Below are 24,727 nucleotides of genomic sequence, written 5' to 3' on the forward strand. Positions count from 1 at the left end.
GCGGTGTGGCTCCTCCCCCCCCCCCCCCCCGCGACCATCGGGCTCGCGACCGCGCTGCAGGAGTCGCGGCTCGTCAACATCGACTACGGCGACCGCGACTCCGTGGGCCTGTTCCAGCAGCGGCCCTCGCAGGGGTGGGGCACCGTCGCGGAGATCATGGACCCCGTCTACTCGACCAACACGTTCTACGACGCGCTCGAGACGGTCGAGGGCTACGAGGGCATGGAGGTCACCGTCGCCGCGCAGACCGTCCAGCGGTCCGCGTTCCCCGACGCGTACGCGCAGCACGAGCCCCGCTCGCGCGCGTGGGCGTCCGCGCTGACCGGCTGGTCGCCCGCGTCGCTCACGTGCGACCTCGCGGCGGTGCCCACGGCGGAGGTACCGGAGGACGGCGACCCGACCGAGCCGTTCCGGGAGCGCGCCGCGCGCGACCTCGGCGACGCGGTCCGCGTCGCACCGTTCGACGGCGGGACCGGGGGCACGGTCGCCGTCGACGCGTCCGCGCTCCCCGCGGCCGCGGAGGACGGCGGCGTCGAGCGCTCGGCGTGGGCCGTCGCCCAGTGGGCCGTCGCGACGGCCGACGCCACGAACGTCGTCGCCGTCGAGGTGGGCGACCGCCGCTGGTCGCGCGACGGCTCGACGTGGACGACCCCCGACCCGGCCGACCTCGCCCCGCTCGACCCGGGCACCCTGCGCGTCCACGTCGCCGTCCCCGACGCGTCCTGACCGACCGCCGCGGGACTGCGTCGGGCGCGGGGGGCGACAGACGGCGAACGCCGCGCCGCTCACCGGGAGGTGAGGGGCGCGGCGTCCGGAGGAGGGATCGTCAGCGGTCGGAGACGGCGACGTAGTCGCGCTCGGTCTCGCCGACGTAGACCTGGCGCGGGCGGCCGATCTTGGTCTGCGGGTCCTTCATCATCTCGCGCCACTGCGCGATCCAGCCGGGCATGCGGCCCAGCGCGAAGAGCGGCGTGAACATGGCGGGCGAGAAGCCCATGGCCTTGTAGATGAGGCCCGTGTAGAAGTCCACGTTGGGGTAGAGCTTGCGCTCGATGAAGTAGTCGTCGTTGAGCGCGATCTCCTCGAGGCCCATGGCGATGTCGAGGAGCTGGTCCTTCTTGCCGAGGGTGGAGAGCACGGCGTCGGCCGACTTCTTGACGATCGCCGCGCGCGGGTCGTAGTTCTTGTAGACCCGGTGGCCGAAGCCCATGAGGCGGACGCCGTCCTCCTTGTTCTTCACCTTCTTCATGAAGGTGTCGACGTCGTACTCCGCGCCCGCGATCTTGTCGAGCATGGTGAGCACCGACTCGTTCGCGCCGCCGTGCAGCGGGCCCGAGAGAGCGTTGACCCCGGCCGCGACGGACGCGTAGAGGTTCGCGTGCGAGGACCCGACGACGCGGACCGTCGACGTGGAGCAGTTCTGCTCGTGGTCGGCGTGCAGGATGAGCAGCTTGTCGAGCGCGTCGACCACGACCGGGTCCGCCTCGTACTGCTGGTACGGCGTCGCGAACGTCATGCGCAGGAAGTCGTCGACGTAGCCGCGCGAGTAGTCCGGGTAGAGCAGCGGCTCGCCGACGCGGCGGCGGTGCAGGTACGACGTGATGGTGCGCGACTTCGCGAGGAGCAGGACGGTCGCGAGCTCGACCGTCTCGTCGTCGAACGGGTCGAGCGACTCGGGGTAGAACGTGGACAACGCGTTGATCGCGGACGACAGCACCGCCATGGGGTGCGCGTTGCGCGGGAACGTGCCCATGAACGTGCGGAAGTCCTCGTGCACGAGCGTGTGGCGGTTGACGCGCTCGACGAACGCGTCGAGGGTCGCGGCGTCGGGGAGCTCGCCGTGGATGAGGAGGTACGCGACCTCGAGGAAGCTCGACCGCTCGGCGAGCTGCTCGATCGGGTACCCGCGGTACCGGAGGATGCCGGCCTCGCCGTCGATGTACGTGATGCTCGACTCGCACGACGCGGTGTTCATGAAGCCGGGGTCGACGGTCACGAGGCCGGTCGACTTGAGCAAGGAGGACACGACGATGCCGTCGTTGCCCTCGGTCGCCGCGACCACGGGCAGGTCCTGCGCCTGGTCGTCGACGAGGAGGCGGACCTTCGCCTGCTGAGTGGTGGTCATGGTTCCCTTCCTGCTGCTGCTCGCGCCGTTGCCGCGCGGTCGACCGTACCCCGCCTCACCCGCACGTGACCAATCAGGAACCGTCACGAGAACACCACACCCGCTGTGATCCAGGTCACGCCAGCGGGAGGCCTCCGGAGAGTCGAGCGGCGGCCTCGTGGACCCGCTCGTCGGTCGCGGTGAGGGCGACGCGCACGTGCCCCGCGCCCTCGGTCCCGTAGAACGCCCCGGGTCCGACGAGGACGCCGCGGTCGGCGAGCGCGGAGACCGTCCGCCAGCAGCCGCCCCCGGCCTCTCGGGCGGGGCGCGACCACAGGTAGAGGCCCGCCTCGGAGTGGTCGATCGCGAGGCCCGCGCCGGTGAGCGCGGCGACGAGCACCTCGCGGCGGCGGGCGTACACGTCGCGCTGCGCGGCGACGTGCGCGTCGTCGGACAGGGCCGCGACCATCGCGGCCTGGACCGGCGCGGGGACGATCATGCCGAGGTGCTTGCGCGTCGCGAGCAGGTCGGCGACGAGCGCGGCGTCCCCGGCGACGAACGCCGCGCGGTAGCCCGCCATGCTCGACTGCTTGGAGAGCGAGTAGGTGACGAGCAGACCCTCGTGCGAGCCGCCGCACACCGCCGGGTCGAGCAGGCTCGGGACGCCGGTCGTCGTGAAGGGCTCCGTCCACGCGAGCTCCGCGTAGCACTCGTCGCTCGCGACGACCGCGCCGATCTCGCGGGCCGCGGCGACGACGCGCGCGAGGTGCGCGGCGTCGAGGACCCGGCCCGTCGGGTTGCTCGGGGAGTTGACCCAGACCAGCCGCACGTCGTCGCGGCCCGCCCACTCCTCGACGTCGTCCGTCGCGAGGGGCGTCGCGCCGGCGAGGCGCGCACCGACGTCGTAGGTGGGGTAGGCCGTCCGCGGGTGCACCACCACGTCGCCCGGGCCGAGCCGCAGGAGCGCGGGCAGCAGCCCCACGAGCTCCTTGCTCCCGACGGTGGGGAGCACGGCGTCGGGGTCGAGGCCGGGGACGCCGCGGCGACGGGCGAACCACGCGGAGACCGCCTCGCGCAGGGCGGGCGTCCCGTGCGTCGTCGGGTAGCCGTGCGCGTCGGACGCGGCGGCGAGCGCGTCGCGCACCACGGCGGGCGTCGGGTCCACCGGGGTGCCGATGGAGAGGTCGACCACGCCGCGGGGGTGCGCTCGCGCGCGCTCCGCGTACGGGGTCAGCGTGTCCCAGGGATAGGCGAGACCGGAGAGGTCGGCGAGTCCCACGAGCGCCGGCGCCGAGGGCTCAGGCCTGCGGCGGCAGGGCGGCGATCATCGGGTCGTCCTTCTCGATGAGACCCATCTTCGCGGCGCCGCCGGGCGAGCCGAGGTCGTCGAAGAACTCGACGTTGGCGCGGTAGTAGTCGCTCCACTCCGTCGGCACGTCGTCCTCGTAGTAGATCGCCTCGACGGGGCAGACCGGCTCGCACGCGCCGCAGTCGACGCACTCGTCCGGGTGGATGTAGAGCGACCGCTTGCCCTCGTAGATGCAGTCGACAGGACATTCCTCGATGCACGCCTTGTCCTTGACGTCCACGCACGGCTGGGCGATCACGTAAGTCACGACCGAGTACCTTTCTGGTTCGTCCGGACCCGGCCCGGCGAGGGGCGAGGTCATGACAGGGGCATGCACGACTAGTATCGCTCAGGTCGGGCGGTGCCCGACCCTCTCTGACCAGCCCGTGGACGAACGTCACACGACCCGAGGAGCCGCCGCGTGCCCGACTCGCCCTGGACGACGTGGGCACCGGGGACGCGAGTCGTCGTCCGTCGCAGGCTCTCGCCCGACGACGCGGCGGCGGCGGGCAAGCCCCTCACCGACGTGATCGGGGTGGTCGTGGAGACCACCGCGACCACGCTCGTCCTGCGCGAGGACGCGGGCGGCAGCGCTCCGCCGCACCGCGGCCACGGCCCGCGCGACGACGCCCCTCCCCTGGTGTCCGTACCGCTCGACGCGATCGTCGCCGGCAAGCCGGTCCCGCCGCGGCCGCCACGGCGTCCCGCGTCACGCCCGGACTGACGACCGGGCCGACCGACGACCGGAACGATCGACCCGGCCCGCCACGGGGCGGGACCGGGATCCAGGGGCCGGCCCTCAGGCGACGACGACCGCCCGGTCCTCGACGCCCACGACGACGGCGCCCCGTGCCCCGGCCGCCGTGAGGGTCTCGCGCCAGGTGCCCGCGTCGTCGAGGTCGACGCGCACGGGCTCGCCGGTGCCGCCTGCCGCGGCCCGCACCGGGTCGGGCCGGTCGAAGAACTCGCCCACGGGCGCGTTGGACTCGAGCGCGCGGACGAGCTGCTCGAGGTCGCGCACGACGACGCGCAGCGCGGACGCCACCCAGGCGGCGTTGTCCGTGACCATGGCCTCGGTCCGGCGCGGGTCGGTGCGCCCCACGCGCGTCGCGTCGCGGAAGCTGCCCGCGGCGAGCCCCAGCGCGACGTCGCGCACGGGGGCGTCGGCGACGACGCCCAGGAGCTCGGTGGCCAGCACGTGCGGGACGTGGCTGACGAGCGCGGTGGACTCGTCGTGGACGTCGTCGGTGAGCACGTGCACCGTGCCGCCGAGCGGGCCCACGACGAGCCGCAGCACGGCCGTGAACGCATCCGGCCGCGTGCTGGCGTCCACCGTCACGGCCCAGCGCGCGCCCGCGAGCATCGCCGGGTCGGACGCCTCGAAGCCCGAGTGCTCGGTCCCGGCCATGGGGTGCGCCCCGACGTACCGGGCGTCGAGCCCGGCCGCCCGGACGGCGTCGCGCACCGCGCCCTTGACGCTGCCGACGTCCGTGACGACCGTCGCGCCCCGCACGTGCCGGGCGACGTCGGTCGCGACCGCCCGCATGGCGCGCAGGGGCACGGCGAGCACGAGGACGTCCGGCTCCTCGGCGCAGACCTCCGCGACGTCGCCGACGACCCGGAGCCCCGCGGCCCGCGCCGCCGCGCGCGTGGTCGCCGTGGCGTCGTAGCCGGTCACCTCGACGCCCTCCTCGTGCAGGAGCCGCGCGACCGAGCCGCCGACGAGCCCGAGGCCGACGACGCCGACCCGGACCACCGGGCGCGGCGCGCCCGGCTCCGGCACGGCTCCCGCGGCGGTCACCACAGGAGCCCTGTCGCGCGGTCCGCCGTGCCGGTCGACGCGTCGACGCTCCCGACCGGGACGTGCGCGGCGTCGACGTCGGCGTGGACCGACTCGTCGAGCTCGCCGCGCGCCGGCACGACCCCGAGCGTCTTGAGCGCGTCCCCGGCCCGGACGAGGTCCTCCAGGACGGCGCGCACCGGCGCGTCCCACGGTGCGCCGTCGACGGTGAGGACGAAGACGTACGTCCCCGCGACGGCCTTGAGCGGTCGCGTGATGAGGCTCGACAGGTTGACGCCCCGCGCGCCGAAGGCCTGCGTGATGCGCGCCAGCACGCCGGGTCCCGTGACGACGGGCGTCACCGCGAGCATCGTGCGCCACGACGTCTCGCCGCGACCCCGTGCCCGGCCGAGCGCCGCGGCGGCCTCCGCGCGCGGCGCCAGCACGAGGAACCGGGTGCGCGCGCCCGCGAAGTCCTCGACCGCGCGCTCGACCGTCTCCAGGCCGTAGAGCTCGCCGCAGATCGTCGGGCCGAGGGCGACCTGGTGCGGCCCGGCGTCACGGCACGCTGCGGCGTTCGACGACGCCGCGACCGGCGCGAGGTCCGTCCGGCGCACGAAGCCCTGGCACTGCGCGAGGCCGTGCGGGTGCGCGGTGACCTCGGTGAGCTCGCCGTGGCCCGGGCGCGCGAACGCGTCGAACGAGATGTCGAGCACGACCTCGTCGACGGCGACGACGCTGGCGCTCCCGACGATCGCGTCGAGCGAGGGCACTACGTACCCCTCGACCGTGTTCTCGATCGCGACGACGCCCCGCTCGTGCTCGCCCGCGGCCACGCCCGCGAAGACGTCCGCGACGGTCGTGCGCGCCGCGAGCCCGAGCCCGGTCCGGCCGTGCGCCGACGACCACGCGGCCGCCGCCTGGTGGGTGAACGACCCCTCGGGGCCGAGGTACCCGACGCTCACGCGTGGACGGGGTCGGGGGCGGTCGCCCAGCGCGGCTCGAGCGCGTCGGGGCCGGGCACGAACTCCTGCCCGGGCAGGACCGCGAGGACCCGGTGCGCGACGCCCCGCTCGCCGAACCCCGCGACGAGGCCGTCGAGCGTCGTCGCGTCGGGGCACGAGAACGCGCAGAAGAAGATGTGCGGTCCGGCCTGCGAGCGGTGGCTGCGCAGGTGCTGCAGGTCGATCCCGGCGGCGGCGACCAGCGCGAGCGTCTCCTGGAGCGAGCCGCGGTGGTCGTCCCGGGGACCGAACGCGAGCCACACCTGGGCGACGCCCTCGGCCCGAGGCGCCGCGTCGCGGCTCTCCAGGAGGCCGTACCAGACGGGCGCGCCCTCCCCGAGGAGCTCGCTGCCCGGGAGCTCGGCGTAGCCGAGCGCGGCGAGCGGCCCGTGGGCCACCGAGCGCTCCACGACGAGGCTGCCGTCGGCGCCGGCGAGCGCGACGCGCTCCTCCAGCGTGGTCCGGGTCGGGACGAGCGACGGGCTGACACCCATCGTGCGCAGCACGTGGCGCCGGTCGCGCATCCCCGCCTCGTCGACGACGACGTGCCCCGTCAGGTCGCGGGCCGCCGTCGACCGGCCGACCCAGACCCACTGCGACGGCACCGCCGACGCGCCGGTCAGCACGAGCGACGGCGGCGCCGCGAGCAGCGCGCGCTCGAGCTCGTGCGACGGCTGCGCGGGGTGGCCCAGGTGCACGACGGCGGCCAGCGCGTCGATGCTCGCGACGGTCGACAGCGTCGCCGTCGTCGACCCGAGGTCGAGCAGCGCCTCCGTCGGGTCGCCGTCGACCCATCCCGCCGCCGTGGCCGCGAGCAGCGCCTGCGCTCCCGACTCCCGTTCGCTGCGTCCGAGCATGGGACCTCCGTGGTGTGTGGGTGGGCCGGCCTACTCGCAGACGACCGCGTTGTCCGGCTTGTAGGTCCACCGGTAGGACTCGTCCTTGACGAGCTCGCCCTCGCGGTAGACCTTGCGGTAGTTCGTGATGGAGAAGCCGGGGCTGCCCGCGGGCGTCGGGGCGCAGTCCGCGCCCGAGTGCGTGACGGTCGTCGGCTGGACCACGTTCGACTTGCCGCTCGACGACGTCTCGACGTCGTAGTACTTGGTGCTCCAGATCGCGACGTGCAGCTGACCGCCGCCGACCCAGGACTGCATGAGGACGCCGTACGGGGTGTCGTTCTTGAACTTCATGTCGATCGACCCGACGAAGATCGTCGCCTCGCGACCCGCCGGGTAGCGCTCGAACCAGTAGCTGTGCGGCCGGTGCTCGACGTCCTCGAGCCCCGCGAAGAAGCCCGCGTTGTACGTGGTCGTGGCCATCTGCGACAGCCCGCCGCCGACGCCCTCGGTGTGGCGCCCGCTCTCGACGATGCCGGCCGCGAAGTAGCCGCCCTCGAGCGTGATGGGCGACAGCGTGTCGACGAGGGAGAAGGTCTCCCCCGGCTTGACGAGGGTCCCGTTCACCTTCTCCGCCCCCCGCTGCAGGTTCGCGGTGCGGACGGGGACGTTGGGCACGACCGTCGAGAACTCCGACACCTTCTCCTTGATCCCCAGCGCCTCGAGCGCCGCGACGGACTGCTCCGGGTCCGACTCGACGAGATCGACCGTGACCGTACGCTCGTCGCCCGAGGCGGCCGTCGTGACGGCCGTCGCGATGGCGGTCGGGTCGATCGTCGTGCCGGGCTCGCCCCCCTCGATGACCGGCGCGCCGTCGCGGAAGACGAAGTGCGCGTCGTCCGCCGCGGTGAGCAGGTCGTTCGTCCGGTCGACCACGGACTGGACCAGCGCCGGACCGTCGAAGGTCAGCGTGAGGACGCCGTCCGTCGCCGCGAAGGAGGCCGCCGCCGCGAGCGCCTCGGGGGGCAGCTCGGGCGACTGGCCGCCGACGGACACGACGACGGGCGCGGACACGACCTTCTCCGCCAGGGCGAGCGCGGCGTCCGTCTCGTCCTGCGTGATCGTGGGCTCGACGGGCTCGGTGGGCAGCTCGACCGGGCCGTCGGTGACGAGCCAGCTCTCCGTGATGGTCGCGGGCACCTCGTCGGTGACCAGCGCCGAGCCGTCGGCGGCCGGCGTGCTCGTGGGCGCGCCGTCGACGAACTGCACGGCCCCGTCCACGGGCTCGATCTCCAGGGTGCCGCGCAACGCCTCGACCTGCCCCTCGAGGGCCGCGTCGTCGACCGTGACGAGGGGCTCCGCGTCCTTGCCGCCGAACAGGTGCTGCCAGAGGCGCGCCGGGTTCATCGAGAACGACGTGAGCTCCTCGGCCGTCCCCGCGGCGTCGAAGGTCAGGCCCGCCGTCGCCGGGTCGAGCGTCGTGCTCGCCTCACCCGCCGAGAGGGTGATCGGCTCGGCCGCACGCGGCCCGAGCTCGGACTCGAGCCGGTCCTCGGCCGCCGTCCGGGACAGGCCCCCGACGTCGACGCCGGCGACGCTCGTCCCGCTCGGGACCTTGTCGGAGAAGAACCACTGGGCACCCGTGTACAGGCCGCCCAGGACCAGGACGGCGACCCCCGTCCACAGCAGCCCGCGGGCCCAGCCGCGCCGCGGCCCGTCCTCGTCGAAGCCCTCGAAGGGAGAGGCCTCGCGCGAGTCGTCGGGCGGGACCGGCGTGAACGCGCTGGGTGCGGCGGTCGCCGCGGTGCCCGACGGCGCGGTCGTGCCCGGGCCGTCGGCCGGGCCGGTGGCACCCGCAGGAGCGGCAGCGTCCGGCGTCTGGCCCGCGGCCGTGGGCTCGTCGGGCGAGGCCGGCGAGAGGATCGAGGTGCGCACGACGGGCGCGGGCCGGGACCACGGGTCGACGGGCGGGATCACCTGCGTCGCGTCGGGCGCGGTGCCGCTCCCCCCGTCCGCGGGCCGGCCCTGGTCGCCCTCCTGCGCGGGGACCACGGGCACGACGGCGGTCCGCTCGGCCGCGCGCTCGTCGGCCGGGTCTCCCCCGGCCGGCTCTCCCCCGGCTGGGGCGGCCGACCGGTCGGTCGACGTCGCGTCGCCGGACGGGCCGCCCGCGGACGGCGCTCCGGACGCCGTGGCGTCGGCCGCGGCCGCCGGGACGTCGGACGCGGGAGCGTCCTGGTCCACGTCGCCCGCCGGCGCGGCGGCCGAGGGATCGGCCTGCGCGCCCGGGGACGGGACGAGCACGGCCGGGACGTTCGGGTCGAACGCGAACACGCGCGGGACGTACGGCTCCTCGTCGCCGTCGTCCGCACCGGCGTCGGTCCCGCCCGACCCGCCGGCCTGCGCGTCCGGGCCGGCGGCGTGGTCCGCGGTGCCAGCGTGCCCCGGGGTCTCGGCAGCGCCGGCCGCCGGCACGCCGGCGACCGTGGCGTCGGGGGTGGTCGGCGTCGGCGCGCCGGGCGCCTCGACGGGGTCGACCCGCGACACCTCCGGCGCCGGGGCGTCCGCGACGGACGCGTCCGTCCCGCTCTCGGCCCGCGTGCCCGCGCCGGGCTCGACGGCAGGGCTCGCCGCAGCACCGGCGAGTGCGCCCGTACCGGTGGCCGCGTCGGTCCCGGCAGCCTCGTCGGCCGCAGCGGCAGGGGTCGAGACGTCGGCACCCGGACGCGCGTCCGCGTCGGCCGGGAACGGGGCCGACGTCGGGGTCGGGGTCGCCGTGCCCGGCGCCACCGAGCCGTGCTCCGAGGCGCCGGCGGGCTGCGCGGACTCCTGCTGCGGGGTCGCGGCCGGCTCCGGGGCGGCGGCCGGCTCCGAGGGAACGTCCGCCGAGCGATCCTGCGCGGCGGCGTCGACGGCGGGAGCGTCGACGGCGGGTGCGTCACCCGTGGTCGCGGCGGTGCCGGTCGCGTCGGTGCCGGTCGCACCGGCGGTCGCAGCCCCGGTCGCGGTGCCGGCCGCGGTGCCCTGCGGTTCCGCGGGGGCCGGCACGTCGTCCGTCGGGGTCACGCCGGGGTCCTCAGCCGCAGGGCCGGGCTCGGCCGGCTCCACGCCCGCCGGACCGGGGTCCACGGGCGAGGTCGGGGCGGAGGCGTCCGGGACGGTGTCCACCGGTCCGTCCGTCGGCGTGGTCGCGGGGACGTCGCCGGGAGCGTCGGTCGCCTGCGCGTCGGGGCCGGGCACCGTCTCGGGAGCCGAGGGCTCGACCGTCTCGGCGGGCTCCGGCACGGCGTCCTGAGGGGAGTCGAGATCGGCGTCTCGGTCGGTCGGCTGACCCATCCACTGTCTCCGTGACGAAAGGCGCGCGGCGGTCCGCGCGACGACGAGGGGTGTGCGGGGATCCGCACGGCGAATACTAGCGGGACGCGAGGGGGTTCTCGGGTCCGTCGTGCCTGGTGGGACGCCCGTGCTGGGCCGTGCGGACCGGGCGGTCGCTGAACCACGACCGGGGCAGGAAGGCCGCCGCGGCGACCACGAGCATGCCGCCGTAGATCCAGACGTACCCGACGGGCTCGCTCGGCACGAGCACGTCGCCCCCCGGCCCCTCGAGCGAGAGGAGCTGCACGACGACGACCCACCCGACACCGAACCCCAGGAGACCCGCCATCCCGCCCCAGGCGCGGGCGAGCGTGGCCGCCGCGAGGACGGTCAGCAGGGCGAGCACGATGCCGAGCCCGGCCCCGCCCGGGAGGTCGACGCCCAGGAGGTGCGCCCGGTGCGCGACCGTGCCGACGAGACCGACGAGCGCGCCCACGAGCGCGCACGCCACCCCGCGGCCCACGAGCCGCCCCATACCGGTCTCCACGGGTCCCAGGCTAACGGGTGGGTCCCGGGCGGACCTGGTCGCCCGGGAGAGCCTGGCCGGAGGGAGCGTAGAACTCGTGTGAAGGGACGGGCGCCAGCACGTCGTTGCTCAGGGCGTACCACCCGAGCAGCACCGGCTCCTCCCCGGCACGCGCGCCGGCCGACGTCACGTGCTGGACCTGCGTCGCGTGCGCGCGCATCGCGGCGAGCACGTCGTCGAGCACGGGCCCCACCGGCACGCCGACGAGCACGCGCAGCGACGCGTCGGGACGCGCGAGCGGGGGCAGCTCCTCGTCCGGGTCCGGGAGCGTGAGCCGCGCGTCGGCCGCGAGCAGCTCGCGCGCACCAGGGTGCTCCGCGAGGGCTCGCCGCGCGGCGCGCACCGTGGTCTCGGGGGCGACGACCTCCCACAGCGCGGGCACCGGCTCGCCGTCCGCGGCGAGGAGCTCGAGCGCGCGCACCGCGACGTCGTGGGCCCGGACGTGGTCGGGGTGGCCGTAGCCGCCGCCCGCCTCGTACGTCGCCACGACGGCGGGGCGCCGGTCCCGCACCACCGCGGCCAGGCGCACGGCGGCCTCGTCGAGCGGGACGCCGACGAACGCGCGCGGCGGGAGCTGCCCGGCCGCGACGCCTCCGGCCACGCCCGGCGCGACCCAGGCCATCCCGGAGTCCTCGAACCGCGCGGGCGCCCCGCCGTCGGATGGCCCCCCCGGGCTCGCGACCGTGTCGAGGAAGACGTGGTCCCGCACGCCGAGCGCGGCGAGCGCGCGGGCGAGCTCGGTCTCGCGGAACGCGGCGAGCGCGGGCCCGTCGCCCTCGAGGTGCCCGACGCCCGTCGGGTGCGCAGGGGTGTCGATCACCTCGCCCCGCTCGCCCCGCGTGCACGTCACGACGGTGACCGGCTCGCCCGCGCGGGCCCAGGTCGCGAGCAGCGCGCCCGTCGCCAGGGTCTCGTCGTCGGGGTGGGCGTGGACGGCCAGCAGGCCGCCGTCGGGCACGACGGCGGCCTGCGGGCTCTGCGGGACGGTCACCCCGTGGGTGGCGTCAGGCGCGCTTCGCGCGCGAGACCGCGCGGGCGCGCTCGGTCTGGTCGAGGACGACCTTGCGGATGCGGACGACCTCGGGCGTGACCTCGACGCACTCGTCCTCGCGCGCGAACTCCAGCGACTCCTCGAGCGTGAGGTGGCGCGGCGGGACGAGGTTCTCGAAGTTGTCGGCCGTCGAGGACCGCATGTTCGTGAGCTTCTTCTCCTTGGTGATGTTCACGTCCATGTCCTCGTTGCGCGAGTTCTCGCCGACGATCATGCCCTCGTAGACCTCCTGCGTGGGGTCGACGAAGAACGAGCCGCGCTCCTGGAGGTTGATCATCGCGAACGGCGTCACCTTGCCCGCACGGTCGGCGACGAGCGAGCCCGTGGTGCGGGTCTCGATGGGACCGGCCCACGGCTCGTAGCCCTCGGAGATCGACGACGCGATGCCGGTGCCGCGCGTCTCGGTGAGGAACCGCGTGCGGAACCCGATCAGACCGCGCGCCGGGACCATGAACTCCATGCGGATCCAGCCCGTGCCGTGGTTCGACATGGTCTCCATGCGGCCCTTGCGCTGGGCGAGGAGCTGGGTGACCGCGCCGAGGTACTCCTCGGGGACGTCGATCGTCATGCGCTCCATGGGCTCGTGCGTCTTGCCGTCGATCGTGCGCGTGACGACCTGCGGCTTGCCGACCGTGAGCTCGAAGCCCTCGCGGCGCATCTGCTCGACGAGGATCGCCAGCGCGAGCTCGCCACGGCCCTGGACCTCCCACGCGTCGGGGCGGTCGGTCGGGAGCACGCGCAGCGACACGTTGCCCACGAGCTCGGCGTCGAGGCGGTCCTTGACCTGGCGGGCCGTGACCTTGTGGCCCTTGCCGCCCTTGCCCGCGAGCGGCGAGGTGTTGATGCCGATGGTCATCGAGATGGCCGGGTCGTCGACCGTGATGAGCGGCAGCGGGCGCGGGTCGTCGGGGTCGGTGAGCGTCTCGCCGATCGTGATGTCGGCGATGCCCGCGACCGCGACGATGTCGCCGGGCCGGGCCTTGTCCGTGGGGACGCGGTCGAGCGCCTTCGTCTCCAGCAGCTCGGTGATCTTCACGCTCTGGAGCGTGCCGTCGTGGCGCGCCCACGCGACGACCTGGCCCTTGCGCAGCTCGCCGTTGAAGATGCGCAGGAGCGCGAGGCGACCGAGGAACGGCGACGCGTCGAGGTTCGTCACGTGCGCCTGGAGCGGCGCGCCCTCGTCGTACGTCGGGGCGGGGATCTTCTCGAGGATCGTCGTGAAGAGCGGCTCGAGGTCCTCGTTCGAGGGGAGCTGACCGTCCAGCGGCTGGTCGAGCGAGGCGCGACCGGCCTTCGCGGACGCGTAGACGACCGGGACGTCGAGGATCGCGTCGAGGTCGAGGTCGGGCACCTCGTCCGCGAGGTCGGACGCGAGGCCCAGCAGCAGGTCGGTCGCCTCGGCGACGACCTCGGTGATGCGCGAGTCGGGTCGGTCGACCTTGTTGACGACGATGATCACCGGGAGCTTCGCGGCGAGCGCCTTGCGGAGCACGAACCGGGTCTGCGGGAGCGGGCCCTCGCTCGCGTCCACGAGCAGCACGACGCCGTCGACCATGGACAGGCCGCGCTCGACCTCGCCACCGAAGTCGGCGTGGCCCGGGGTGTCGATGACGTTGATCGTGATGCCGTCGGGCTCGCCCACCGCGGCGGCCGCCGGGCCGGCGTACCGCACCGCGGTGTTCTTCGCGAGGATGGTGATGCCCTTCTCGCGCTCGAGGTCACCGGAGTCCATGACGCGCTCGTCCACGTGCTGGTGCGCGGAGAAGGCGCCGGACTGGCGCAGCATCGCGTCGACGAGCGTGGTCTTGCCGTGGTCGACGTGGGCGACGATCGCCACGTTGCGCAGGTCGGAGCGCACAGACATCTACGGTTCTCATTTCGTGGGGTACGAGGGGCGACGACGGCCGGCCACCTCAGCGCGCACGACGGCGGGCTCGGCCCGCCGCAGCATCACGGAGCACGGGCCGTCACCCGGGCTCGGCTATACTACCGGGTCCGCGCTCGGGACACCATGCCCGCCGTCGTGCGCCCTCTGGACGGCCCCCTCAGGAGGGCGTCTTGCGCCGCGGTCGGCGCACGAGCGCGCGCCACCGGTCGGGGCGGTCGGGGTACAGCTCCTCCCACTGCTCGGAGATCGACTCCGACACGCGCGTCGTCACGTGCTCCGTGAGCGCGGCGCGCGCCGCGCGGCGCTCTGCCCGCAGGATCGCGGCGTGCTCGACCCGCAGCGCGCGCACCGTGGACACGGCCATCCCGATCATGACCACGGAGAACGGCAGCGCGATGAGGATCGCCGCCGTCTGCAACGCCTGGAGGCCGCCCGCGAGCAGGAGCGCGATGGCCAGCAGCCCCGAGGTGCCCGCCCAGAAGATGCGGCTCCAGGTGGGCGGGTTCGGGTTCCCCCCGCTCGCGAGCATGTCGACGACGAGCGAGCCCGAGTCCGACGACGTCACGAAGAAGATGACGATGAGCACGATGCCCACCACCGCGAGGACGTTCCCGAGGGGCAGGCCGTCGAACAGCTGGAAGAGCGCGGTGTCCGTGTCGACCTCCCCGTCCACGAGCATGCTCCCGGGCTCCATGAGCTCGCGGTACAGCGCCGACCCGCCGAACACGGAGAACCAGAGCGTCGTGACGATCGTCGGGACGAGGAGGGTGCCGAGGACAAACTCGCGCACCGTCCGCCCGCGCGAGATCCGGGCGATGAACACCCCGACGAAGGGAGCCCAGGAGATCCACCAGCCCCAGTAGAAGATCGTCCACTGCGACTGCCACTCGAGGCCGGCCTGGCCCTGGAAGGCGGTGGTGTCGAACGTGAGGCGCACGACGTTCTGCAGGTAGTAGCCGAGCGACTGGACCCACTCGCGCAGGAGGAACAGGGTCGGGCCGAGGACCAGCACGAGCGCGAGGACCACGCCGGCCAGGATCATGTTTCCGTTCGACAGCCACTTGATGCCCTTGCCGAGTCCGGACACGACCGACAGCGTCGCGAGCGCCGAGATCGCCACGATGAGCCCGATCTGCAGCGCCGTGCTCGGCTCGACCACGTCGAGGTAGCCGAGCCCGGCGGAGATCTGGAGCACGCCGAACCCGAGCGACGTCGCGACGCCGAAGACGGTGCCGATGATCGCGACCACGTCGATGACGTCGCCGAGGCGCCCCTTCACCCGGTCGCCGAACAGCGGCTCGAGCGCCCACCGGATCGAGACGGGGCGACCCTTGCGATGGATCGCGTACGCGAGCGCGAGACCCGCGACGACGTAGATCGCCCACGCGTGGATGCCCCAGTGCAGGTAGCTCTGCCCCATCGCGGCCTGCGCGAGCGACGCGTCGCTCCCGTCGACGCCGGGCTTCGGGCTCACGTAGTGCGAGAGCGGCTCGGCGACGCCCCAGTAGACGAGCCCGATGCCCATCCCGGTGGCGAACAGCATCGCGAACCACACGGGCAGCCGGAAGAGCGGCGTCTCCTCGTCCTTGCCGAGCACGATGTCGCCGAAGCGGCTCAGCCCCATCCACAGCGAGAAGACGACGAACCCCGCGACGACGATCACGTAGTACCAGCCGAAGGCGCCGATGACGTCGGTCTGGAGCGTGTCCAGCACCGCCGTGACGGTGTCCGTGAAGAGCACCGTGAGCAGGACGAAGACCAGGATGATGCCCGCCGCCGGGTAGAAGACGCGCGGGTCCGGACGGCCCGTCCGGGGGGCGTCGGGATCGTGCGCGGACACGACCGGGGCGGAAGCGGTCTCCGGGCCGACGGCGTCCGTCGCCCCGGCGTCCGTCGTCACGGCTCCCTCGTCGCGGGGCGTGTCGGCCCCTCGCCCGTCGGGCGCCGGTGCGGCCTCCTCGTCACGTGCTGGCTCGCGGGGCGTCTCGTGGTGCGGGGCGTTCATGGCCTCAAGGCTTGTCGGACGCGCGGACCCCGGCAACCGGAGCGCGAGCTCCGACGCCCGGAGCGCCCGTCCTGGGAGCCGGAACGCCCCGGGGACGGCCGCGTGCGCGGCCGCCCCCGGGGCGTCGTGATGGCTCGGCGAGCCGTGGAGCGTGCGGTCAGAAGCCGGCGCCCGCGGTGGGCGGGGCGCTGCGCTCGTGGTCCACGTCCTCGCGCGCCGCCGCGAGCGCGCGCTCCTCGTCCGCCAGCGAGGACACCTCGTCGTTCGCGATGTCGCGGGCGGCGGCCTCGAGGAGGGCGTCGCGAGCGGCGCGACGCTCGCGCTGCGCGGCCGGGTCCGGCACGGGGACGGCGGCGAGCAGGCGCTGCGTGTACGCGTGCTTCGGCTCGTGCACGATCTGCGACGTGTCGCCCACCTCGACGAGCTTGCCCTTGTGCATCACGGCGATGCGGTCGGACAGGAGCTCCACGACCGCGAGGTCGTGCGAGATGAACAGGCACGCGAACCCGTGCTCGCGCTGCAGGTCGGTGAACAGGTCGAGGACCCTCGCCTGGACCGACACGTCGAGGGCCGACGTCGGCTCGTCCGCGACGAGCAGCTTCGGCTCGAGCGAGAGCGCCCGCGCGATGCCGACGCGCTGGCGCTGACCGCCCGAGAGCTCGTGCGGGTAGCGGTTGCGCATGGCGCGGGGAAGCTCGACCTGGTCGAGCAGGCGCTCGACCTCACGGCTGAGCTCCTTGCCCTTGACGCCCTTGTGCAGCATGAGCGGCTCGCCGATCGACTCTCCGATCGGCAGGCGGGGGTTGAGCGACGACCCCGGGTCCTGGAACACGATGCCAACCTCGGTGCGCAGCGGCCTGAGGTCCTTGGGCCGGGCGCCCACCATGTCCGTCCCGACGATCTTCAGCGAGCCGGCCGTGACGGGCAGCAGACCCACGGCCGCGCGGCCGATCGTCGTCTTGCCGGAGCCGGACTCGCCGACCAGGCCGACGACCTCGCCCTGGTGGATCTGGAGCGAGACCTCGTCGACCGCCCGGAAGGACGCCTGCCGCCCGCGGCCCGGGTACTCGATGATCATGTCCTGCGCGTCGAGCACGAGCGGCCGCTCCGGGACCGGCGTGCCCGCGGGCACGCGGTCCGTGGCGGTCGTCGTGCCGCGCTTGGAGCCGAGGTGCGGCACGGCCTCGAGGAGGCGCACCGTGTACGGGTGCTGCGGGTTGCCGAAGATCTCGGCCGACGTGCCGCGCTCGACGACCTGGCCGTCCTTCATGACCATGATCGAGTCCGCCATGTCGGCGACCACGCCCATGTCGTGCGTGATGAGGATGATCGCCGCGTCGACGCGGTAGCGCAGGTCGCGCAGGAGCTTGAGGATCTCCGCCTGGACCGTGACGTCGAGCGCCGTGGTCGGCTCGTCCGCGACGAGGAGCTTCGGGTCGCACGCGAGCGCCTGCGCGATCATCGCGCGCTGGCGCTGACCGCCGGAGAGCTGGTGCGGGTACGCGTCGAAGCGGCGCTCGGGCTCGGGGATCTCGACGAGCCGCAGGAGCTCGATCGCGCGCTTCTTCGCGTCGGCGGGGCCGACGTTGAAGTGCGTCCGGATGGTCTCGACGATCTGGAAGCCCACCGTGTAGACGGGGTTCAGCGCCGTCATCGGCTCCTGGAAGATCATGGAGATCTCCTTGCCGCGGACGTGCCGCAGCGAGCCGTGCGACATGCCGATGAGCTCGCGGTCGCCGAGCTTCGCCGAGCCGCTCGCGCGGCCGTTCGGCGGGAGCAGGCCCAGCAGCGCGAGCGACGACTGGGACTTGCCCGAGCCGGACTCGCCGACGATCGCGAGGACCTCACCGGAGTGGAGGTCGTAGCTCACGTCCGCGGCCGCGGGGTACCAGACCTTGTCGACGTAGAAGTCCACGCCGAGGTTGCGCACGGTCAGCACAGGGCTGCCCTGGCGCGCGGCCGGGGCCGCGGGAGACGTCTCGATGGCCACGCTGATCAGTGTCCTTCCTGCTGGAGCGGGCGCTCGTGGCGCCGCGACTCTGCGAGCATGGGCGCATGGGTCCCACGCTGGTCTTCCGTTCGACGTACGGCCGAGTTCTCACGGTGGCGACGGGCGTCGTCGCCGTCGCCCTGGTCGTGGTCACGGCCGTGACGGGGGACGTCGCCGCGGTCCTGGGAGCTCTGCTCCCCGCCGCGCTCGTCACGTACCTCGTCTGGATGCTGTTCTGGCGTCCCGCTGTGGAGGTCTCCGACGGCGGGGTCGAGGTCCGCAACGTCACGCGCACCGTGCACGTGCCGTGGACCGCGTACGAGGGCGTCGACACCCGCTACTCGCTCGAGGTGCGCTACGCGGGCGGACGCGTGACCGCGTGGTCCGCACCCCGGTCGAGCGGCACGGCCCGCTGGTTGCGCAGCTCGCGACGACGCGCCGTCGGCCAGGAGCAGGTGGTCACCGGGGCGAGCGCCGAGGCCGTGGCCGACGCCGTGACGCAGCGCCACGCGATGCTCGCGGCGGCCGGCCACCTCGACCGCGCCGCCCAGGGAGCTCCCGGCGCGCGCTCGACGTGGCACGTCGTGCAGCTCGCCGTGCTGGCCGCGCTCGCGGTGGGGGCGGTCGTGGCGCTCACCGCCTGACCGCGGCGCGCCGCGCCGCCCGAGAGGTCCACGACCTCCCGGGCGGGCGGCGACGACGGCGGTCATCAGCTGGCCCCGGCCTCGCCGGTCGCGCTCGGCGCCGTGGCCGCCGTCGGGCGAGCGACGCGCTGGGCGCGGGCCATCTTGCGCTCGGAGGGGATGCGCTTCTGGCGCGGGTCGAACGCGTCACGCAGGCCGTCGCCGATGAAGTTGACGCACAGCGCGATGGCGACGATGAACAGACCCGGCCACCAGAACAGCCACGGGCGCGTGGCGAACGCCTCCTGGTAGTCGCTGATGAGCTTGCCGAGCGAGGTCGCCGGCGCCTGGATGCCGACGCCGAGGTAGCTCAGCGCGGTCTCCAGCAGGATCGCCGAGCTCATGAGGAGCGTGACGTTGACGATGATCACGCCGACCGCGTTCGGCAGCATGTGCTTGAAGATGATCCGCGTGTCGCTCGCGCCCGCGACGCGGGCGGCGTCGACGAACTCGCGCTCGCGCAGCGAGAGGAACTCGCCGCGCACGAGACGCGCGAGCGGCGGCCACAGCACGAGCCCGAGGAACGCCCCGAGGATGAGCGCGTTGCTGCCGCCGGAGAGCAGGGCCAGCACGGCGCCGATGACGATGACGGGCATCGTGATGATGAGGTCCGTGAACCGCATGAGCCACGAGTCGGTACGACCGCGGTAGTACCCGGAGAGCGCCCCGACCAGCACGCCCGCGATCGTCGCGATGACGCCGACGGAGAGCACCACGAGGAGCGAGGTCTGCGTGCCCTGCATGACGCGCGCGAACACGTCGCGACCCGCCTCGTCCTGGCCGAAGATGTGCGCCTCGGACGGTGCACCGCCGTTGACCAGAGGGTACGTGGAGCCCTGCCCGGACGGCTTGTAGGCGTACCAGCCCTGCCAGCCGCCGATGCCGATCGAGGTGATCGCGAGCGCGACGATGCCGACGAGCACGACGAGCGCGACCACGGCGCCCTTGTGGTGGAAGAAGCGACGGCGGACGATCTGGCCCTGGGACAGGCCCTCGACCTCGCGCAGCTCGATCTGGTTCTCGACCGCGCCGCTCTGCGACGCGTCGTTCGGTGTGTTGGTCATGCGTTCACCCGGATCCGCGGGTCGAGGGCTGCGTAGATGAGGTCAGCCACGATGTTGGCGATGATGGCGAGGGCCGCGACGATGACGAGGTACGCCATGACGGGGTCGATCTCGCCGCGTTGCAGCGCGTTGAGGAAGAGCAGGCCCATGCCGGGCCGGGCGAACACCTTCTCGGTGATGATCGCGCCGCCCAGGAGCGTGATGACGTCGATGGGGACGATCGTCGCGAGCGGGATCAGCGTGTTGCGGAACCCGTGGCGCATGACGACGGTCCGCTCGGGGAGCCCCTTGGCCCGCGCCGTGCGGATGTAGTCCTGGCTCATCACCTCGAGCATGCTGGCGCGCGAGTAGCGCGTGTACCCGGCGAACTGGATGAGCACGAGCGCGATCGTCGGGAGCAGCAGGTGGGTGTACTGGTCGAGGACCTGCACCCAGAAGTTGCCGCCGAGGTTCGGCGTGCTGTTGCCGATCGTCGGGATGGGCCGGCCGTTGATCGCCGGTGCGCCGAAGTACGCGGGCCAGACCGACATCACCTTGTCGACGAAGACCATGGACCCGACGAGGAACGCGGTGATGGCCGCGGCACGCGCGGACACGCCCTTGTCGGGGCCGCCCCAGGCGTACCCGACCCCGATGCCGACGCCGACGGTGACCACGGCGAGCACCAGCACGATCCACCAGTTGTCGACCTGCTTGAGGACCGACTGGATCGGGAAGTAGACGACGACCCCGATCAAGACGGTGGTGAGCGACGCATAGAGCGCGCGGCGGTTCTTCAGCCCCGAGACGAGCGCGGTGATCGCGAAGGCGAGCGCGGCACCGGTGACGACGATGATGACCGGACCGAGGTTCGGCTTCTCCCACCAGCCGGAGAGCTGCAGGTAGAGCAGCGCGAGCGCGCTCGCCGCGAAGCCCAGGCCGAAGACCGTGAGCCGCCGCCGCGCGGTCCCGCCGAAGGCGAGGGACCACAGCAGGCCGGAGATCGCGCCGATGCCGACGATCACGAGGATCGAGAGGTTCGGGTCGCGGAGGAAGTCGTTGAAGCCGATCGCGCCCCACTGCTTGAGCAGGACGGCGACCCAGAAGGCCGGGAGGGAGTAGAGCACGAACGAGACGAAGATCGTCAGGTAGTCGAAGGTGCTGTACTGCCGCAGCGCGCTGACGATGCCGACCATGACGCCGAAGACCACGGCGAGGACGGTCGCGGCGGCGACGAGCTGGATCGTCGAGATGACGGCGCCCTGGAGCAGGGTCGAGACGGACTGGCCACTCTGCCAGGCCGTGCCGAGGTCGCCGGTGACGAAGTCGCCGAGCCACTTGAAGTAGCGGATCACCGACGGGGTGTCGAGATCGAGGTCGGCGGTGCGCTGGGCGATCAGCTGGGCCTTGTTGGGCTTCGTGCTCGACTCGAGATCCGCGAAGATGTACGGCCGGATCGCGGCGTCGACGAGCAGGTACATCGCGAACGTGGACACGAGGAGGGTCGCCAACCCTGCCAGCACACGCCGCGAGATGAAGGAGAACATCGGAGGTCTTACCTCGCTGGTCGGTAGGGACCCCGGGTCAGGGGCCGGTCGATTCTACGCGCGGGTCTCGCGTGGTCGTGAACCGAGGGCCCGGGACGCCGCGGGTCTGGGCGTCGGGGCGGGTGCACGCGAGGACCGGGGGCCCCGGGCGGACAGCCGCCGGGACCCCCGGTCTCACACCTGGACGGCCCTGCCACCGCACGGGGCGGCGGCAGGGCGCGTCTGGGACTCAGGGCACTCAGCCCTCGAACGTCCAGTTCCAGAACCCGTGGAAGATCGTCGGGCTGATCGTGATCGACTCGACGCCCTTCAGGTTCTCGTCCCAGCCCTGGATGGCGGGGAACTGGAAGATCGTCACGCCGAAGCCGTCGGCCCAGAGGTTCTTCTCGACCTCGAGCTGGAGCTGGAACTGCTCCTCCGGGTCGGTCGAGACCTGGAGCTTGTCGAGCGCGGCGTCCACGGCGGGGTTGTTGTACTTGCCGTAGTTGTTGACGCCCGGGTTCGGCGCCCAGCGGAAGTTCGCGTCCGACTCGGTGACCGCGGTCGAGGTCGACTGCCAGCCGAAGAGCGACGCGTCGTACTGGTCCTGGCCGGTGGCGAGGAGCGTGCCCCACTCGGCGGCCGGGCGGCCCGTGTCGACGATCTCGAAGCCGGCCTGCGCCGCGGTGTCGGTGATGAGCGCGAGCTCGTTCACGCGGCGCGTGTTCTCGTTGTTGTACGCGAAGCGCACCTGGACCGGGGTGGCAACGCCGGCGTCGGCGAGCAGCTGCTTCGCCTTCTCCAGGTTCTCCGCCGCCTTGGAGGCGTCGTAGAAGTCCGAGCCGTTCTCGGCGACCATCTCGTCGTAGTTCGGCGAGCCCGGGAGCAGGATGTTCGAGTTGCGCACCTCGGCGTCCGGGTTCAGCGGCTTGATGAGGTTGTCGACGATCGTCTGACGCGGGATCGTCAGCAGGAACGCCTGGCGCACGGCCTTGGCCTTCTCGGCGTCGCCGCCGTACCTGGCCGGGTCGAACGGGCCGCCGTTCTGGAAGACCAGGTCGACGTGCTCGTACGTGCCCTCGATGCCGGAGTGGGTCTCGACGCCGTCGAGGCCCTCGAGCGCCGTGCGGACGTCCGCGGAGGCCTGCGGGCCGATGAGGTCGACCTCACCGTTCTCGAGCGCCTGGACCTGGGCCATCGGGTCGTCGATGTACCGGACCGTGATGGTCTCGACCGAGCCCTTGTTCTTGCCCTTGAAGTCAGGGTTCGCCTTGAGCGTGAGGTACTGGTTCTCCTTGTACTCCTCGAGCGTGTACGCGCCGTTGGAGACGTAGAGCGACGGGTCGTCCGGCAGCGAGGTGAACTCGAAGCCCTCGTTCCAGAACTTCGAGATCTTCGCCAGCGCCGCGGTGTCGTTGTTGAGGATCGCGTCGCGGACGGCGGCCTTGGCCTCCTCCGGGTCCTCGATCTCGAGCGCCTTCTGGCCCACGACGTGCGCCGGGACGAACTCGTTCGTCCAGCTCAGCTCCCAGTCACCGAACGGCTTGTCGTACACCACGGTGATCGACTTGTTGTCGTCCGAGATCTCGGGGTTCTGCGAGATGAGCGCGACGCCCGGGTCCGAGCCGTCGAAGTAGACACCGGCGTCCACCTCGGCCTGGTTCGTGACGTTGCCCTCTTCGTCCGTCTGGGCCTCGACCGTGTTGAACTTGCCGGACTGACCGGCCCAGTCCAGCAGGATCTCCGTCGCGTCGACCGGCGTGCCGTCCGACCACTTGGTGTCGTCGCCGAACGTGTACTTCACCGTCAGCGGGTCGTCCGAGAGCTTCTCGTACGTGCCGAACGACTCGTCCTTGACGATGTTCAGGTCGGCGTCGTAGTAGCTGAAGCCCGAGTTGAGCATGTAGTTGATGACGGCGTTCTGCGTCGCGTTGCCGTTCTGGGAGCTCAGGTTGAGCTCGTTGAGCGGAGCCTCCCACGCGACGGTGACGGCGGTCGCGGTGTTGATGCCCGCGTCGTCGCCGCCGTCGGTCTCGCCCTCACCCGACGTGCCGCTGCACGCCGAGAACAGCAGCGCCCCCGTGACCGTCACGGCCAGGGCGGCACTCGTGCGCCTGATCTTCAATGTTCCTCCTCCAAGGGATGGTGGGCGCGGACGAGCGGGCGTCGATCGCCCCTCGGCCGCCCCGTCGCTCGCGCGCTCGCCCGGGGGTCGGCGCGCGTGGACGGGCATGCCCACCACGGTTTGAGGCCACGCTACCCAGCAAGTTGCGAAGGATCTCCCCCTTGCCCGGTTGCGGCAGGTGATCGTTACCGAGTTGATACTGGCCGGTACGGGCGCGTTTCCGGGCCGCGACGGCGGGGAAACACGCGCGAAACGTCCGGGCCCGGACGCACGGACGCCCGCCGCGTCTCACGATGCGGCGGGCGCCCAGGGCTGTGACCTGCGTCTCAGACGTTGAAGCGGAACTCCACCACGTCGCCGTCGGCCATGACGTAGTCCTTGCCCTCGACGCGCGCCTTGCCCGCGGCGCGCGCCGCGGCGACGGAGCCGGTCTCGACGAGGTCTTCGAACGAGACGACCTCCGCCTTGATGAAGCCGCGCTCGAAGTCGGTGTGGATGACCCCGGCCGCCTGCGGCGCCGTCCACCCCTTGCGGATGGTCCACGCGCGCGCCTCCTTGGGCCCGGCGGTGAGGTACGTCTGCAGGCCGAGCGTGTCGAAGCCGACGCGCGCGAGCTGGTCGAGGCCGGCCTCCGTCTGACCCGACTCCGCGAGCATCTCCTTCGCCTCGTCGGGTTCGAGCTCGACGAGCTCGGACTCGAACTTGGCGTCGAGGAAGATCGCCTGGGCGGGCGCGACGAGCGCGCTCAGGCGCGCCTGGAGGTCCTCGTCGGCGAGGCCCGCGTCGTCGGTGTTGAACACGTAGATGAACGGCTTCGCCGTGAGGAGCTGCAGGCCCGCGACGTCCGCGAGGTCGAGGCCCGCCGCGGCGGCGCCCTGGAAGAGGGTCGTGCCGGACTCGAGGACCGCCTGCGCCTTCTGGGCCGCGTCGAGGAGGGCGGCGTCGCCCTTCTTGATCCGGACCTCCTTCTCGAGGCGCGGGACCGTCTTCTCGAGCGTCTGGAGGTCGGCGAGGATCAGCTCGGTGCTGATCGTCTCGATGTCGCCCTCGGCGTCCGTCGAGCCCTCGACGCGGACGACGTCCGGGTCGGAGAACGCGCGCGTCACCTGGCAGATGGCGTCGGCCTCGCGGATGTTCGCGAGGAACTTGTTGCCGAGCCCCTCCCCCTCGCTCGCGCCCTTGACGATGCCCGCGATGTCGACGAACGACACCGTGGCGGGCAGGACGCGCTGGCTGCCGAAGATCTCGGCGAGCTTGTCGAGGCGCGGGTCCGGGAGGGACACGACGCCGACGTTGGGGTCGATCGTCGCGAACGGGTAGTTCGCGGCGAGGACCTGGTTGCGCGTCAGGGCGTTGAAGAGGGTGGACTTGCCGACGTTGGGCAGGCCGACGATGCCGATAGTGAGTGCCACGTCGGCCGAGTCTACGGGCCGGGACCGCGGC

At 73.1% G+C, this 24,727-nt stretch carries 19 protein-coding genes; 3 read left to right on the forward strand and 16 right to left on the reverse strand.

The genetic code is table 11. The annotated features are described in order from the left end of the window. Positions 1-726 (forward strand): hypothetical protein (locus AC3WT4_RS19005; RefSeq protein WP_492316220.1); only part of this gene is annotated, 726 nt, incomplete at its 5' end. Between the two features lie 100 nt (positions 727-826). Here the strand turns inward: AC3WT4_RS19005 and AC3WT4_RS19010 are convergent. The 3 genes from AC3WT4_RS19010 to fdxA all read right to left on the reverse strand — a co-directional run bounded on the left by AC3WT4_RS19010 (position 827) and on the right by fdxA (position 3,720). Further along, positions 827-2,125 (reverse strand): citrate synthase, encoded by a 1,299-nt coding sequence (locus AC3WT4_RS19010; protein ID WP_021482791.1) that lies wholly within the window; start codon positions 2,123-2,125, stop codon positions 827-829. A gap of 115 nt (positions 2,126-2,240) precedes the next feature. Continuing rightward, positions 2,241-3,383: a succinyldiaminopimelate transaminase gene (gene dapC / locus AC3WT4_RS19015; protein WP_492316221.1), complete on the reverse strand. Its 1,143-nt coding sequence runs from the start codon at positions 3,381-3,383 to the stop codon at positions 2,241-2,243. A 19-nt stretch (positions 3,384-3,402) separates the two neighbouring features. Further along, complete coding sequence (gene fdxA / locus AC3WT4_RS19020; RefSeq protein WP_024841122.1) at positions 3,403-3,720, reverse strand: ferredoxin; 318 nt, start codon at positions 3,718-3,720, stop codon at positions 3,403-3,405. Between the two features lie 153 nt (positions 3,721-3,873). Here fdxA and AC3WT4_RS19025 point away from each other — a divergent pair, with 153 nt between their 5' ends. Continuing rightward, positions 3,874-4,176, forward strand: a complete 303-nt coding sequence (locus AC3WT4_RS19025) for a putative acetyltransferase (RefSeq protein ID WP_034651460.1) — start codon at positions 3,874-3,876, stop codon at positions 4,174-4,176. A gap of 75 nt (positions 4,177-4,251) precedes the next feature. Here the strand turns inward: AC3WT4_RS19025 and AC3WT4_RS19030 are convergent, their stop codons facing one another. From AC3WT4_RS19030 to AC3WT4_RS19070, 9 genes are all read right to left on the reverse strand, one after another. Further along, entirely contained in the window at positions 4,252-5,253 is a 1,002-nt protein-coding gene (locus tag AC3WT4_RS19030) for a prephenate dehydrogenase (RefSeq protein ID WP_492316222.1), read from the reverse strand. Beyond that, a complete protein-coding gene (locus AC3WT4_RS19035; RefSeq protein WP_108049894.1) occupies positions 5,250-6,197 on the reverse strand; it encodes a prephenate dehydratase in 948 nt (315 codons plus the stop codon). Before AC3WT4_RS19035 ends, AC3WT4_RS19030 begins: the two co-directional genes overlap by 4 nt. Next, positions 6,194-7,093: a hypothetical protein gene (locus AC3WT4_RS19040; protein ID WP_074809229.1), complete on the reverse strand. Its 900-nt coding sequence runs from the start codon at positions 7,091-7,093 to the stop codon at positions 6,194-6,196. Before AC3WT4_RS19040 ends, AC3WT4_RS19035 begins: the two co-directional genes overlap by 4 nt. 30 nt (positions 7,094-7,123) lie before the next feature. Then, positions 7,124-10,408 carry a VanW family protein gene (locus AC3WT4_RS19045; RefSeq protein WP_492316223.1) on the reverse strand — a complete coding sequence of 1,095 codons (3,285 nt, stop codon included), beginning with the start codon at positions 10,406-10,408 and terminating at the stop codon, positions 7,124-7,126. Positions 10,409-10,484: 76 nt separating this feature from the next. Continuing rightward, positions 10,485-10,934, reverse strand: a complete 450-nt coding sequence (locus tag AC3WT4_RS19050) for a hypothetical protein (protein ID WP_492316224.1) — start codon at positions 10,932-10,934, stop codon at positions 10,485-10,487. A 10-nt stretch (positions 10,935-10,944) separates the two neighbouring features. Beyond that, positions 10,945-11,964: a PIG-L family deacetylase gene (locus AC3WT4_RS19055; RefSeq protein WP_492316225.1), complete on the reverse strand. Its 1,020-nt coding sequence runs from the start codon at positions 11,962-11,964 to the stop codon at positions 10,945-10,947. 13 nt (positions 11,965-11,977) lie between these two features. Next, positions 11,978-13,888: a translational GTPase TypA gene (gene typA, locus AC3WT4_RS19060; protein WP_074809226.1), complete on the reverse strand. Its 1,911-nt coding sequence runs from the start codon at positions 13,886-13,888 to the stop codon at positions 11,978-11,980. A 181-nt stretch (positions 13,889-14,069) separates the two neighbouring features. Next, positions 14,070-15,812 carry a BCCT family transporter gene (locus AC3WT4_RS19065; RefSeq protein WP_492316226.1) on the reverse strand — a complete coding sequence of 581 codons (1,743 nt, stop codon included), beginning with the start codon at positions 15,810-15,812 and terminating at the stop codon, positions 14,070-14,072. Positions 15,813-16,074: 262 nt separating this feature from the next. Then, positions 16,075-17,907: an ABC transporter ATP-binding protein gene (locus AC3WT4_RS19070; RefSeq protein WP_492316227.1), complete on the reverse strand. Its 1,833-nt coding sequence runs from the start codon at positions 17,905-17,907 to the stop codon at positions 16,075-16,077. A gap of 65 nt (positions 17,908-17,972) precedes the next feature. On the opposite strand from AC3WT4_RS19070, the gene AC3WT4_RS19075 reads away from it, so the two are divergent. Continuing rightward, positions 17,973-18,551 (forward strand): PH domain-containing protein, encoded by a 579-nt coding sequence (locus AC3WT4_RS19075; RefSeq protein ID WP_492316228.1) that lies wholly within the window; start codon positions 17,973-17,975, stop codon positions 18,549-18,551. A gap of 65 nt (positions 18,552-18,616) precedes the next feature. Here the strand turns inward: AC3WT4_RS19075 and AC3WT4_RS19080 are convergent, their stop codons facing one another. The 4 genes from AC3WT4_RS19080 to ychF all read right to left on the reverse strand — a co-directional run bounded on the left by AC3WT4_RS19080 (position 18,617) and on the right by ychF (position 24,696). Beyond that, the gene (locus AC3WT4_RS19080; protein ID WP_492316229.1) at positions 18,617-19,654 is read right to left on the reverse strand and encodes an ABC transporter permease; all 1,038 of its coding nucleotides are present in this window, start codon (positions 19,652-19,654) and stop codon (positions 18,617-18,619) included. Then, positions 19,651-21,180 carry an ABC transporter permease gene (locus AC3WT4_RS19085; RefSeq protein WP_021482266.1) on the reverse strand — a complete coding sequence of 510 codons (1,530 nt, stop codon included), beginning with the start codon at positions 21,178-21,180 and terminating at the stop codon, positions 19,651-19,653. Before AC3WT4_RS19085 ends, AC3WT4_RS19080 begins: the two co-directional genes overlap by 4 nt. Before the next feature lie 238 nt (positions 21,181-21,418). After that, positions 21,419-23,284, reverse strand: coding sequence for an ABC transporter family substrate-binding protein (locus AC3WT4_RS19090; RefSeq protein WP_492316230.1), 1,866 nt, complete (start codon positions 23,282-23,284; stop codon positions 21,419-21,421). Positions 23,285-23,610: 326 nt separating this feature from the next. Next, positions 23,611-24,696 carry a redox-regulated ATPase YchF gene (gene ychF, locus AC3WT4_RS19095; RefSeq protein WP_257418162.1) on the reverse strand — a complete coding sequence of 362 codons (1,086 nt, stop codon included), beginning with the start codon at positions 24,694-24,696 and terminating at the stop codon, positions 23,611-23,613. Positions 24,697-24,727: the final 31 nt, after the last annotated feature.

The organism is Cellulosimicrobium sp. EB106-03-01-XG111, from assembly GCF_058792115.1.

What these genes read in the sequence shown, in the direction of transcription:
- AC3WT4_RS19080 (WP_492316229.1), bottom strand. Translation starts at nt 19,654, where the DNA reads ATGACCAACACACCGAACGACGCGTCGCAGAGCGGCGCGGTCGAGAAC.
- typA (WP_074809226.1), bottom strand. Translation starts at nt 13,888, where the DNA reads ATGTCTGTGCGCTCCGACCTGCGCAACGTGGCGATCGTCGCCCACGTC.
- AC3WT4_RS19040 (WP_074809229.1), bottom strand. Translation starts at nt 7,093, where the DNA reads ATGCTCGGACGCAGCGAACGGGAGTCGGGAGCGCAGGCGCTGCTCGCG.
- AC3WT4_RS19045 (WP_492316223.1), bottom strand. Translation starts at nt 10,408, where the DNA reads ATGGGTCAGCCGACCGACCGAGACGCCGATCTCGACTCCCCTCAGGAC.
- AC3WT4_RS19085 (WP_021482266.1), bottom strand. Translation starts at nt 21,180, where the DNA reads ATGTTCTCCTTCATCTCGCGGCGTGTGCTGGCAGGGTTGGCGACCCTC.
- AC3WT4_RS19075 (WP_492316228.1), top strand. Translation starts at nt 17,973, where the DNA reads ATGGGTCCCACGCTGGTCTTCCGTTCGACGTACGGCCGAGTTCTCACG.
- AC3WT4_RS19010 (WP_021482791.1), bottom strand. Translation starts at nt 2,125, where the DNA reads ATGACCACCACTCAGCAGGCGAAGGTCCGCCTCCTCGTCGACGACCAG.